Genomic DNA, 13,399 nt, shown 5'->3' with positions numbered 1-13,399 from the left:
GGGCTCCCACGCCCTGCATGTCATAAAAAACCATCATAAGACAAGCACCTCTCGCGTGACTCGACGGTGCGTTGCATCACCCCTTGCCTGCACAACCTGACGACGCCGTGGTCTACCACCCTAAGAGCGCCGCATTGACGCTGGCCCGCGAATGGCTTCGCAGGTCGCGCTTGTTGCTGCCACAAGGAATACACAGATGCTCTTGAGAACGATGAAAATTTCCCGCCGCGCGGGCCTTGGCTTTGCCTTGATCGCGCTTATGGCGCTGCTGCTCGGAAGCTTCTCGCTGCTGGAAATGCGCCGCATGAACGAACAGTCGCGTGTGGTTGATCGCAACTGGCTGCCTTCGATTCTCGCCCTCAATGACACGGCTCTGAGCGTATCGCGCATACGGACAATCACCCTGCGCCTGCTGACCGTACGCACCGACGCGGACATGCGAAGCAACCTGGAACGTCTCTCTGAGCTCAAGCAACAGCTGCAAACTCAACAGCACAGCTATGAGCAGCTCATTAGCCTGGACGAAGAAAAGGTCGCCTACGAAGGCTTCCTGCGCGCCAAGGCGCTGTACATGACTGAGCAGGAAAAACTCAGCGCGCTGGCGCAGCAAGGGCATCAAGACCAGGCCATTGATGTTGCCAACGGCAGCCTCTATGAACATGCCGATGCCATGGTCAAGGCCTTGATCGCACTGGTCGACCTGAACAAGCAAGGGGCCAAGCAGGCCTCTCTGGAAAGCGACACGGTATTCAGTAATGCCAATGAACTGGTCATGACCATGATGATTGTCGTCGTGCTGCTGACGGTCGTGCTCGCCATTGTCCTGACCCGCAGCATCGTGCGCCCGCTGAGCCAGGCTGTGAGCGTCGCCGAAGTGATCGCCAGTGGCGATCTGTGCAGCGAAGTGACCGTGGTCGGCAGCGACGAACCGGCACAACTGCTGCAGGCACTCAAGCGCATGCAGGCCAGCCTGCGCACGACCATTCAGCGCATTGCCGACTCTTCCAGCCAACTGGCGTCGGCCGCAGAAGAGCTGCAAGCCGTCACCAATGACTCCACCAAGACCCTGCTCCAGCAGAGCAACGAAGTGGAACAGGCGGCAACGGCGGTCAACGAAATGACCACCGCGGTAGAGGAAGTGGCCCGCAATGCGGTCAGCACCTCCGAGGCCTCGGGCGAAACCGACCAGACCGCACGCCATGGTCGTCAGCAGGTGCAACAGACCGTCGATTCCATTGGCCTGCTGGCCGAAGACGTCACCCGTACCTGTGAACAGGTTGAACACCTCGCCGGTGATGTGCGCAACATTGGCCAGGTGCTTGAAGTGATTAGAGCGATTGCCGAGCAGACCAACCTGTTGGCCCTCAACGCCGCGATCGAAGCGGCGCGCGCTGGCGATGCGGGCCGTGGTTTTGCCGTGGTGGCCGATGAAGTGCGGGCACTGGCGCACCGTACTCAGCAGTCGACCCAGGAAATCGAGTCGATGATCGGCACCATCGAACAGGGTACCGAGGGCGCAGTCAGTGCCATGCGCAGCAGCAATGAACGGGCACACGCCACCCTGGATGCCGCACTGGCCTCAGGCCATGCGCTGGAACAGATTACTCAGGCCATTGCCGCCATCAACGAACGCAACCTGGTGATTGCCAGTGCCAGCGAGGAGCAGGCCCAAGTCGCCCGCGAGGTAGATCGCAACCTGATCAACATCCGCGACCTGTCGATGCAAACCTCCGCCGGCGCCAACCAGAGCAACGCCGCCAGCCAATCACTGGCACACCTGGCCGTGCAACTGAACGGGCTGGTGGCACAGTTCAAAGTCTGACCCTGCAGCAACGCCCTCTGCGCAGGGCGTTGTTTTCAGAGCTTCCCTGGAGGCGATGAAGGGGGGATTATTTCATTCCCGCCGAAAGCGCTCTCCAGGCAGGCTGGCTTGCGTTCCATGCTCATATCAGCCCATACCATCATGCGCCTACTTCCTTGAAAACCAGCGCTTGGATGGCGCTTTGCTGGGAATACATGCGGTTTGAAGCAGCGCGCTTACGAAAGCGACCCACCTCACCCAATAGTTATCGATAAGAAACCCCTGGGTGGACGGAAAAAACAAAACATGGCCGTAGCGGGCGACGTTTAGTTGCACCATCCCCCAAACCATCGCCCCGACAAAGCACGCCCAAAACCATTGAGCGCTAAAGTTCTCACCCGAAAATCGCCTGCTGGTAGAACGTCAGAACAAAAAAGCGGCTAGAGAAACACATAAGTAAGCCGTGAATACAAACACTAGGCACCATCAATCAAACGTATATTTCCCTTCACGCATGAACGCCGGCTCTCTCCAGTTGGGCCCTCTGACAACTCCGGTCCCGCTATATTGGATAAAGCCGGCGTTGCACATGCTCTTGACGAGGCTCAATAGCCCCCAGCTATCTGTCACGTGAGCCCAGTTGGCTCTGTTATAAAGGCCATCAAGCTGAGGCAGTGAGATACCCAATTCGTTCTTAGTGAGAAACAGGATTACCTCTTCAGGCTCCTCATTTAGCACAATCGTTCTTATGACGCTCATCGCTTTGCCCCTCCCATTTGCTTGTACTCTTTCTCCCTTTGCTTATCATCCGCATCTATAGCATCAGGTGAATAGAGTAATTCAAAAGCATCCTTGAGCTTGTAGTCTTCCAGCGTCGCGGAGTGAGTATTATTCCAAATGACACCCTCGTCATTCGGATCTACACCGTCAGCCACCCCTAATGCTCTGAATCGCTCCAGCTCTCTGAGTTCATGAGTATAAAAACGTTTGTCGACAGCCATAATTGCCAATTCACCCCGCAGGATCTTCTCCAAACGCTCAATCATGATGGCATTGGCGTCCGAAGGGCTGAAACGTCCCGTATGCAATTTCACCAAGTCAATGCCCTCTTGCGTCACGGTAGCGCGGGTCCAATCCAAATCCAGAATTGGGCCTCCGGCTTTGGCGGGATTGAATAGTCGATTACTGTACTTTCCTCTCGTAGTTGCCCCTTTATAAGGACTATTGAAAACAACGTAAATTGGCGGCAGGCCACTTTCAACCGGGAAGCAGTAAATACAATCCCTGAAGTCCGGCAATTAATTCTACAGCGGGCAAGCTCACCCCTAATTAGCGATCGCCTGAACCGTGATGTAGCTCGCGTCATAAAGGCAGTTGTCGCGTCTCAACACTGTCTCAGTTTGAGACGCCAAAACCCACCTCAAGCAGCCAAGCCCCCTGTTTTCAGGGGTTCTTGAGCTTGGCACAAGGGTTGCGAATACCCCCGGCATTCACTCACAAGAACGAGGTTTGCCATGTCCGCCACTGCCCCCCTGCTGCCTGCCGTTGAGGCGTTTCTGCAGCGTGCTCCCCGTATGTTGATCGGTGCCGATTGGGTTGAAGCCACCGACGGTGCGCTGATGACGCTGCGCAACCCTGCCACTGGCGAACCGTTGTGCCAGGTGCCCAGCGCCACGCCAGCCGATGTCGAACGCGCCGTGCTCGCCGCCCGCAAGGCCTTTGACGACTCTGAGTGGAGCCGCACCCGCCCGCGCGAACGGCAGAACCTGTTGTGGCGCCTGGCTGACCTGCTGGAGCGGGACGCCGAGATCGTGGCCCAGCTCGAATGCCTGAACAACGGCAAGAGCGCCGCCGTGGCACGGGTGATGGACGTGCAGCTGTCCATCGACTTTCTGCGCTACATGGCCGGCTGGGCCACCAAGGTCGAAGGCAGCACGGTGGATGTGTCGATGCCGCTGATGCCCGCTGATCAGTTTCACGGTTTCATTCGCCGTGAAGCCGTCGGTGTCGTCGGCGCTATCGTGGCCTGGAACTTCCCGCTGCTGCTGGCCTGCTGGAAGCTCGGCCCGGCGCTGGCAACCGGGTGTACGGTGGTACTCAAGCCCGCCGATGAAACGCCGTTGAGCGCCCTCAAGCTGGCCGAACTGGCCCTCGAAGCCGGCTACCCGGCCGGGGTCTTCAACGTGGTCACCGGCACCGGCGTCGTCGCTGGCGATGCCCTGACCCGTAACCCACGGGTGGATAAGCTGACCTTCACCGGCTCGACCGCTGTCGGCCAGCAGATCGGCAAGATCGCCATGGACAACATGACCCGGGTCACCCTGGAGCTGGGCGGTAAATCACCCACCATCGTCATGGCCGATGCCGACCTTGCCAGCGCGGCGGCGGGTGCTGCCAGTGCGATTTTCTTCAACCAGGGGCAGGTCTGCTGCGCCGGTTCGCGGCTGTATGTGCAGCGCAAGCATTTTGACAATGTGGTCGCCGATATCGCCGGTATTGCCAACGCCATGAAGCTCGGCAACGGCCTGGACCCCAGCGTAGAGATGGGCCCGCTGATTTCCGCACGGCAGCAACAGCGGGTGTTCAACTACATCGAGCAAGGCCGCAACAGCGGTGCCAGCATTGCCTGTGGTGGTGAACAGTTCGGTCCCGGCTACTTCGTCAAACCAACGGTCATCGTCGATGTCGATCAGCGTCACCCGCTGGTGCAGGAAGAAATCTTCGGCCCGGTGCTGGTGGCGATTCCATTCGATGACGAGGCCGACGCCCTGCGCATGGCCAACGACAGCCCTTATGGTCTGGGTGCGAGTATCTGGTCGAACGACCTGGCCGCCGTCCACCGGATGATCCCACGCATTCGCTCCGGCTCAGTCTGGGTCAACTGCCACAGCGCCCTCGACCCGGCGCTGCCGTTCGGTGGCTACAGGATGTCCGGTGTGGGCCGCGAGATGGGCGCAGCAGCCATCGAGCACTACACCGAGCTCAAGTCGGTGTTGATCAAGCTGTAAGCCTCAGGGGCGATAGCCCTGACTGAGCAACCAGCTGCGGATCATCCGCGCCTGCTCAGGCTCCAGACCGGCCAGCACCTGCTCGGCCGGTTCGTGCTTCAGACGCTTCACCAACGGCGCCACCGCCACGCCCTGTACATGCCAGATCCCCAATGGCTGATCAGGGCTGACCACCAGCTCCACTTCATCCACCCAGCCATCCCGAAGCACCGGGCCGGCCTGCACCTGCAAGGCAGCAAAGTCCGCCTCCCGGTGTGCGGGCGCCTGGTCGGGCCAGCAGCTGCGAGCCCGCCAGAACGGCGCATCAGGCCATTGTTGCTCCTGGGCGTAGAAGTCTCGCCCATTACGGGCAAAGCGCCAGAACAGGTGCTCGACCCGTTGCTGGTGAAACTGCAACGCCAACGCCGCACGTTCAGGCCGTTGCAGCAGCGTATTGATCACCGCTGTCGCCTGCAATGCCGACGACAGCGATTGAAAGATACCGTTGCCCGACAAGGGATCAACGGCCATCGCTGCATCGCCAACACGCAGCCAGCCCTCTGCGCCGGTCTGCCGGCTGAGAATGGCTGTGCTGCTGCGGGCATGCAGGTGCAGGTCGTGTTCCTCGGCGGCACCGAAAAAGCGACAGGCCATTTCCGATTGCTGACGCCGTGCACGGCAGTAGTCCAACAGCGCGGCCTTGTCCGGCAGTTGAGTGCTGGCAACGTCGAGGGTCAGTTGCCAGTAGCAACGACCATCCGCTTGGCGTGCCATCCACGCCCAACCATCGGCAAAACTCTGCACCGCGCTGGCATTCGGGCCCGGTTGCCCTTGCCAACGGTTCAACAGGCTCAGGGTTTCCGGCCCGCGCCAGGCCCTGCCCGACGACGCCTTGCTCGCCTGCGGTGCCTGTCGACCACGGGCCTCCACCAGAAAATCAGCAAACACGGGCGCCGCACCTTCAAGCGTGACACCCATCTGACCAGCGTCACGCTCGACACTCAGCACCCGCCCTTCGATCAGCGCTACCCCCGCCGCGTGCAGATCATCGCGCAGGCCTTGATCAAAGCGCGGTCGGTCGAGCAGGTATTCCAGGTTCTGTGCCGTGCGCTGCCCGTTCCACTGAACCTGCCGCTGCGAAGGCTCGCTGGCAGCGGCCAAGGCACGCAACAACCCCGCCCCACGCAGGCCTTCGAGTACACGCGGTGAAACGCCCTCAAGGGCCGCAAAACGGCGCCACTCACTGACCACGCACACGTCATGGCCGAGCCGCCGCAAGCCCAGAGCGACGGCAGCACCCGCCGGCCCGGCGCCAAGCACCAGTACCCGGCTCATGGTGCCAGCCGCCGTTCAGGGCCGTGATAGTGTGCCTGCTCATGCAGCCAGTCACGGATCCCTTGATTGCTGGCATCCGGGTGCTGCTGCAAGAATGCTGCGAGATGCCCGGTCAGAGCCGCACACCCCAGGCTCGCCCCGGACAGCCGCCCATCGGCACTGCGCACACAAGCCCCCACATCGGCCTGGGCGCTGCCCAGCCAGCTCCACTGCTGCGGCAGGCAACGGGCATCGCCGGTCACCCGCAACACCCCTGGGTAGGCTGCTGGGTACACCGGTGAACCTTGCGCCGGGCTCGAAGCACAGAGCAGGATGCCGGCCTCCACCGCCAAGGCGCAGGCCTGGCGCAGTGCGGGGCGATCTTCGCGCAGCCCCAGGCTCAGGTTGATCACCCGCACCTGGCAGGCAAGCAGCCACTCAATGGCAGCGGCAACCTGCAAGGCACTGGTCACCCCACGGCCATCGAACACCTGCGCCACGTACAAACGCGCCTCGCCAGCCCGCTCAAGAATGGCCGCAGATACCGCGCTGCCATGGCCCAGTGCATCTGCTTCGGCTTCGTGTTCAAGCAAACCGGCGTGCGCCAAGGCAAACCGGCGGGCAGCCACAGGCGGCTGCTCGCTGAGGTCATGGCCACTGTCGACCACGCCAATACGCACCTCAGGCTTCATGGCTCACGGCTCCAGTTGTGGATAACTGACCGTCAAACAATTCCAGGCGCAGATCGGCATCGGCCAGGGTCGAAGAACGGTGACTGATCAAAATCCGCGTACGCCCACGGAACAGCTGATCAATTGCGCCGATTACCTCACGCTCAGTCGCTTCATCGACCGCAGAGGTAGCTTCGTCCAGCACCAGAATCAGTGGATCCTGAAGCAAGGCCCGGGCAATCGCGATGCGCTGCTTCTGCCCACCCGACAACTGCTGGCCGCGCTCGCCCAAGGGGCTGTCGAGGCCCTCGGGCAAGCTGGCGATCAGGCTGTCCAGTTGCGCCAGACGTGCAACCTCGGCAATGGCTTCACGACTGGCATCCGGCACGCTGTAGGCGAGGTTGTCGGCCAGGCTGCCGCGAAACAGCACAATGTCCTGGCTGACCACCGCGACCCGGCGGCGCAGCTCGAACAGGTCCAGCTCACGCAGGTCGCAGCCGCCCAGCACGATTCGCCCGGCCTGGGGATCGTAAAAACGCTGCAGCAGGTCGATCAGGGTCGATTTACCCGCGCCGGAAATACCACTCAATGCCACTTTGCAGCCTTGAGGAATCGACGCCTGTACCTCACGTAACAACGGCGGCCGACCGGGGTGGGCGAAACACACCCCCTCGAACTGCAAGTCAGACGTGCTCGGCATCGCACGGGGTGATGCCGGGTTGACCACGTTCGGCACCTCACCGCGCAGCTCCATCACCCGCCCAAGGCTGACGCTCATGCGCTGCATCGCCACGTACAGGCCGAGCAAGCTCTGCACAGGCCCCACGGCCATGCCCAGGTAGGTCGAAAAGGCAATCAGTGCACCCAGTTGCCAGGTACCCTGCACCACCCAATAGCCGCCCACCAGAAAAGCGCAGGCGCGCGACAGCGAAGTCAGGGTACCGGGTACGGCTTGGGTGAAGAACTCAGTGACCTGCAAACGCAGCAACTGCTGCATGTAACCCTGGCCGAGCCCGTCAAGGCGTCGCGCTTCACGCTGCTGCTGGCCAGCAGACTGAATGAACTTCATCGCGGGCAGGGTCTCGACCAGAAACGAAGACACATCCGCCGAACGCTCGCGCAACTGGCGCACCTCACGCTCGACCTTGCGCCGCATCCAGCGCAGCCAGAGCACGTCCAGCGGGATCAACACCAACGCCAGCAACGACAGCTTCCATGACAACGCCAGCAGCATGCCCAGCGCACAGACCAAGCCGATCACGCTGGACACGGCCGAGAACAGCGAGTCGACAGCAAAGCGCTGGATCTCGGCCACGTCACCGTCGAGCCGCGACATCAAGTCACCAATCCGCCGCTGGCCGTAGAAGGTCGGCGACAAGCCCTGAAGGTGGCGATAGATTTCATCGCGCAGGGCAAACAGAATGCGCCCGGACAGCCGCGTGTGCAGGTAGCGGTTAAGCCCCGACAGCAGCGTGCCGAGGATACCGGCCAAGACCATCACGCCGGCAATGGTGGCCAGGGCCGGGAAATTACGCGCCAGCAGGCCATCATCGATCAAGAGTTTGGTCAGCCACGGCTGCACCAGCACCAGCAGCGTGGCACACAAGGACAACCCCAGCAGCCCGGCAATCGCCATGCGCTGCGGCCGAACGAAGCCGTACAACCAGCGCAGGGACTGCTGCAAGGCTTCAGGGTCCTTGTGATCGATCAACCGGGCAAGCCAGCGCATCATGACTGCAACTGCTTGAACTTGCGGTAGAGCGTCGCACGGCTGATGCCCAGGTCCTGGGCGGCAGCCGACACATTGCCATGATGGCGCTCCAGCGCCTGACGAATCAGGGTCAATTCGTTGTCCCGTATCCGCCCACTGGCCTGAGCCGCTTGGGTGCCCCGCAAGGTTTCGAGCAGGTTGTCCGGCAGGTGTTCAAGGCCCAGTTCAAGCTCGCCCTCCTCGCGCATGGCCAGCAAGGTGCGCACGGTCATTTCCAGTTGGCGGATGTTGCCCGGCCAGTGGTAACCGATGAACAGCGCCGACAATTCATCGGACAGGTACGCCCCTTTGCCGCCGAGCTTTTCCAACAGGCTGGCAACCAGCGCCATGAGGTCTTCCCGCTCACGCAGGGGCGGCAGTTGCACGCTGATGCCATTGACGCGGTAGTACAGGTCTTCGCGGAAGTGGCCTTCTTCGACCTGACGCTTCAGGTCACGGTGAGTGGCGCAGATCAACGCTATATCCAGGTCCTGTTCTTCGGCGGCCCCCAACGGCGCCACCTTGCGCTCCTGCAGCACCCGTAACAGGCGAGCCTGCAAGGCCAGTGGCATATCACCGATTTCGTCGAGGAACAGTGTGCCGCCATGGGCCTGTTGCAAGCGCCCGACCACACCGCCACGCCGGGAACCGGTAAAGGCGCCCTCACGGTAGCCAAACAGTTCGGACTCGATCAGGCCCTCGGGAATCGCCGCGCAGTTGACCGCAACAAAGGGTTTCGCTGCCCGCGGGCTGGCCAGGTGCAGCGCACGCGCCACCACTTCCTTACCGCTACCGGTCTCCCCCAACAACACCACCGGCAACTCACCGACCAGCCCTTGGCGGGCCATGCGCAGGGCGCGGGCGTAGCGGCTATTACCTGCACCCAGGCTTTGCAGATCAGGATGTTCCATGTTCGGGCGAGGACTGCGCCGGGGCGTGACCGGCACGCTCACCGCACGCAGCGGCACTTGCAGGGTCTTGTAGAAAAATGCGCCCTTGGCGGTCTCGATGGCGTCGACGCGCCCCAATTGCAGGCGCGCCAACCATTGCTCCAAACGCATGCCCAGCAGGCTTTCACACTGTTGACCGACCAACTGGGGACGGGCCACACCCAGCAGTTGGCAGGCCTGATTACTGACGGCGAGGATCTGCCCGTCCAGCCCAAGGGCAACCAGCCCCTGCCAGGGCGAGTCGAGAAACTGTCGGCGGCTGTGAAATGCCAGTACCACCTGGTCCGGATAGCTGGTGTTGAACAAACGGCCTTCAATCTGACTGACTGCCAGTGCCAGCAGCGCGGTGCGATCCTGCACCCTGCCCAACGGCCCTTGGCGGGTCAGATCGAGGACACCCAGCAGGTCGCCCTGCGGGCAATGGATCGGCACCGAGGTGCAGGAAAAATCACTGAGCCGCTCCAGGTAGTGTTCGCCACAATCGATCTGCACCGTACGCGCCTCAACCAGTGCGGTACCCAAAGCATTGGTGCCACGCGCCGATTCGCTCCAGCACGTGCCCGGCCTGATATCACCGAGGCCTGCGTGCTTCAGGGCGTCAGCCTGTCCTTCGATGGTCAGGATGGTGGCGTCGGCGTTGGCCAGGATGATCACACTGTCCTTGCCCTGGCGCGCACGCAAGTAATCGATTTCGGCAGTGGCTGCATCCAGCAACACGCGGTTGCTGGCAAGCAGCAGGTCGAGGTTGGCCGACGAACTCAAGTCGAAGTCGTGACGACTGTTCAGCGGCACGCCATGGCCCAGGCTACGGCGCCAGGACGCATCGATTTCGGCACGCAGAATACCGTCGGGCAATTGCCCTTCCAGCGACAGCCGCTCCCGCGCAAGGCGAGCATCGAACGGCGGAACTTCAGTTGTTGTTTTTATTCTGTTCATGAGCTGCTCCGGATCGGATTGTCCGATTCAAGCAAGTCCCACGCCAAGGAAACGGCGAGGACACCACTCCTGCTCTTTTACGTTAACGTAAAGCTTGCTGCAATCACCAAGCATCGTTTATCGCTAGTTCAACAGGCCCAACGCCTTGGCGCGCGCCACCGCCTGAGTGCGTCGCTCCACGCCAAGCTTGCTGTTGATATGGCTGGCGTGGGTTTTCACCGTGTGCAGGGAGATGAAAAGGCGCTCGCTGATTTCCTGATTCGAGCAACCCTGGGCGATCAGCTCCAGCACTGCCAGCTCCCGCGCACTCAAGGCCTCGCTGGGCGCCCCTGAGGTGTCGCTTTCAGGCGCCGGCAACAAGGCCAGCAAACTGGCTCGAACCGGCCCGGCAGGTTGCCCAAGCAGTTGCTCGCGCAGCCAGCCCGGTTGTTCGTTCAGCAGAATCTGGAAAGGTTGCAGGGTACCGCCCTTCGCCGCGTCCAGGCTTTGCACAAACAGGCTGCGGGCTTCGCTCTCGCGACCGCCGGCCAGCTTCAAGGCCACTAACTGACACAACGCCATGACACACAGCAGTTGCCCACCGTTGGCCTGTCCCCGCTCATTCAAGGCCAGCAAGCGCTGCTCGGCCTGCTCGTTGCGCCCCTGTACGCGCTCCAAACGTGCTTGCTGCAGCTCGATATGCAACGGCAACAGCGGGTGAAACTCTGGTGCAGCGGCAGCCAGTTTGCCGCCATAGGTCTGCCCCAGGCGCTGCAACCAGGCGTCAGCCAGGTCGATGCGCCCTTGCGCCAACCACAGCTCACATTTGACCAGGGTGATCATTGCCAGATAGAAAATCGGTGGCACGTCCCAGATATGCATCAGCCGTTCGGCTTCGGCGAGCTCGGCATACGCCTCGGTAAAGCGTCCTTCACGGCCATCGAGCGTGGCGATCATGCAATGGCCGATCAACACGCTGATGTCCCGACACGCCCGCGCCTCGACCACTCCCGCGCGCAAGCGGCTGCGACCCGCCTGGGGCTGCAGACGCGCGGCCAGCAGATACCCTTCGTACAGAGTCAAGCGGGCGCGTGCCGCGTACAACCGCTGGGCCGAAAGCCCTTGTAGGCGCTGCAGCCCCTGGCGCACTTCATCCTGCGCCCGGAGTATTTCGCCACGGGCATGCAGCACGCGCGCCCGGTCGTAATGAGCCAAGGCCTCGAATAACGGGTTGCCCACCCGCTGGGCCAACTCCAGGGCCTCACGGTTCCAGCCACGTGCACGCCAGAAATCACCATCGGCAATCGCCAGGTTGGACAAGGTCGACAAACACACCAGCCGCTGCCCGTAGCGCTTATGCGGCAGGCTGCGCAGGGCCTCGGTGCAGTAGGCCAAGGTACGCGCGCGGTCACCACGCCCGCGGGCGATCACCCCACTCAAGGCCAGCCACTGAGCCAGCATCGATTTTTGCGCCGTGGCGGACGGCGCCGGCAGAAAGCGGCTCAGGTGACTGGCCAGCTCTTCGGCGGCATCCAGCTGACAGGCCAGCCCCAACGCCCAGCTGTACAGCACGATCAACCGTGGCGTACTGACCAGCAGGCTGTCGGGCAAGTCCATCTTCCAGCGCAGCAGCATGCCAACGTTCTGTTCGGCCAGCAGTTGCTCTTCCGAGAGGTTCTGCACCAGGTTGGCGGCTACGTCCAGATGCCCGGCACGCAGCGCCTGCTCGACAGCCTCATCGAGCAATCCCTGGCTGTGGAACCAGCGACAGGCGCGCAGATGCAGGCTCGGCAGCGGCAAGCTGGTCGGCCGGCTACGCAGCAGGTCGGAAAACAGGTGGTGGTAACGGAACCAGCGACCGTTCTCGTCCAGCGGCACCAGGAACACCTGATGCGCCTGCAGAAAACGCAGAATGTCGGCGCTGTCATGGCTCTCGCGCAGGGCATCGCAGAGTTCACTACAGAACCGCTCCTGACAGGCCGTGTCGTAGAGGAACGCCTGGACCTCACTGGGCAGGCAGTCGATCACCTCTTCAAGCAGGTAATCACGAATCAACCCCTCCCCGCCATGCAGGGCTTGGGGCAAGGCGTTGTCGGTACCGGATTCGCTGGCTGCCAGCAGCCAGAATCGCAGGCCGGCGACCCAGCCGTCGCTGCGCTGGATCAGGTTGTCCAGGGCCTGACCGCGCAGGGCTGTAGGGTGCTGTACGAGCACCGCATGGGATTCGTCCGGCGTCAGGCGCAGGTCTTGTTCATTGAGCTCACACAACTGGCGCGACAAACGCAGACGCGCCAGGTGCCAGTCAGGGCGCTGACGACTGGTGACCAATAGCACCAGCCCCGGCGGCAGATGGTTGAGAAAGAACTGCAGGCAACGGTCGAGCACCGGCCCCTGTGCCAAGTGGTAATCGTCCAGCACCACCAACAGCGGGTTGTTGGGCTGCAAATGCCGGCTGAGGTCATCCAGCAGGCCGTCGAGCCACTCCTCGAAAGCGAATGGCTGATGCCGCTGGCGCATTTTCAACAAGCCCAAGGCCTGGGCGCCCAGAGCCGGGCAGTAATGCTGAAGCCCTTCAAGCAGGCGCTCAAGGAAACGCCCCGGATCGCTGTCGCGTCGGTTCAGGCTCAACCACAGACTTTGCCAGTGGGATGGCAGGCCCTGACAGAACTCCACCGCAAGCGAGCTTTTACCGAAACCGGCCGGTGCGCTGACCAACAACAGGCGCCCGCCCAATCCGGCCTGCAAACGCTGGCACAGCCTCGGGCGCGGCACATGGGCGTCGGGCAATGGCGGACGATAGAAACGTCCCTCCAGGGCGCTGACGGCCAGGCTGGAAAATCCTTGCGTGCGGGACAGATCAGTCATGACCGGCTCGTTTTGGTTTGGATTGTCGGCAGAACGGATCAGGGCAGACTAACGGCTTACCCTGCACATTTGAAGACAATTGCCGCGTATTACCCAAAAAAGACTACAACAAAAAAAGTCAGTGCCCCGCGCGCACATCGCATCAG

Annotated in this window: 7 protein-coding genes and 1 pseudogene; 2 read left to right on the top strand and 6 right to left on the bottom strand. The window is 61.9% G+C overall.

Annotation, left to right across the window (positions count from 1 at the left end; translation table 11 throughout):
* The first annotated feature begins 196 nt into the window (after positions 1–196).
* The gene (locus tag UIA24_RS00670; protein WP_330521937.1) at positions 197–1,822 is read left to right on the top strand and encodes a methyl-accepting chemotaxis protein; all 1,626 of its coding nucleotides are present in this window, start codon (positions 197–199) and stop codon (positions 1,820–1,822) included.
* 734 nt (positions 1,823–2,556) lie between these two features.
* On the opposite strand, the pseudogene UIA24_RS00665 reads toward UIA24_RS00670, so the two are convergent.
* Positions 2,557–3,093: pseudogene (locus UIA24_RS00665) on the bottom strand (S-type pyocin domain-containing protein); the annotation flags it as partial.
* A gap of 222 nt (positions 3,094–3,315) precedes the next feature.
* Between UIA24_RS00665 and UIA24_RS00660 the strand changes: the two are divergent.
* Complete coding sequence (locus UIA24_RS00660; RefSeq protein ID WP_330521936.1) at positions 3,316–4,809, top strand: aldehyde dehydrogenase family protein; 1,494 nt, start codon at positions 3,316–3,318, stop codon at positions 4,807–4,809.
* Between the two features lie 3 nt (positions 4,810–4,812).
* Here the strand turns inward: UIA24_RS00660 and qhpG are convergent, their stop codons facing one another.
* The 5 genes from qhpG to UIA24_RS00635 form a co-directional block, all read right to left on the bottom strand.
* The gene (gene qhpG / locus UIA24_RS00655; protein WP_330521935.1) at positions 4,813–6,123 is read right to left on the bottom strand and encodes a flavin-dependent monooxygenase QhpG; all 1,311 of its coding nucleotides are present in this window, start codon (positions 6,121–6,123) and stop codon (positions 4,813–4,815) included.
* Complete coding sequence (qhpE, locus tag UIA24_RS00650; protein ID WP_065759136.1) at positions 6,120–6,794, bottom strand: subtilisin-like serine protease QhpE; 675 nt, start codon at positions 6,792–6,794, stop codon at positions 6,120–6,122. The genes qhpG and qhpE overlap by 4 nt, the downstream gene beginning before the upstream one ends.
* Positions 6,784–8,505: an ABC transporter ATP-binding protein gene (locus UIA24_RS00645; RefSeq protein ID WP_330521934.1), complete on the bottom strand. Its 1,722-nt coding sequence runs from the start codon at positions 8,503–8,505 to the stop codon at positions 6,784–6,786. Before UIA24_RS00645 ends, qhpE begins: the two co-directional genes overlap by 11 nt.
* Complete coding sequence (locus UIA24_RS00640; protein WP_099773552.1) at positions 8,502–10,409, bottom strand: sigma-54-dependent Fis family transcriptional regulator; 1,908 nt, start codon at positions 10,407–10,409, stop codon at positions 8,502–8,504. Before UIA24_RS00640 ends, UIA24_RS00645 begins: the two co-directional genes overlap by 4 nt.
* 123 nt (positions 10,410–10,532) lie before the next feature.
* The gene (locus UIA24_RS00635; RefSeq protein WP_330521933.1) at positions 10,533–13,253 is read right to left on the bottom strand and encodes a LuxR C-terminal-related transcriptional regulator; all 2,721 of its coding nucleotides are present in this window, start codon (positions 13,251–13,253) and stop codon (positions 10,533–10,535) included.
* Between the last annotated feature and the right edge of the window lie 146 nt (positions 13,254–13,399).

Origin of the sequence: Pseudomonas sp. AL 58 (genome assembly GCF_036348395.1) — a bacterium.
GTDB lineage: Bacteria > Pseudomonadota > Gammaproteobacteria > Pseudomonadales > Pseudomonadaceae > Aquipseudomonas > Aquipseudomonas defluvii.
This window is presented reverse-complemented; position numbering and strand designations above follow the sequence as displayed.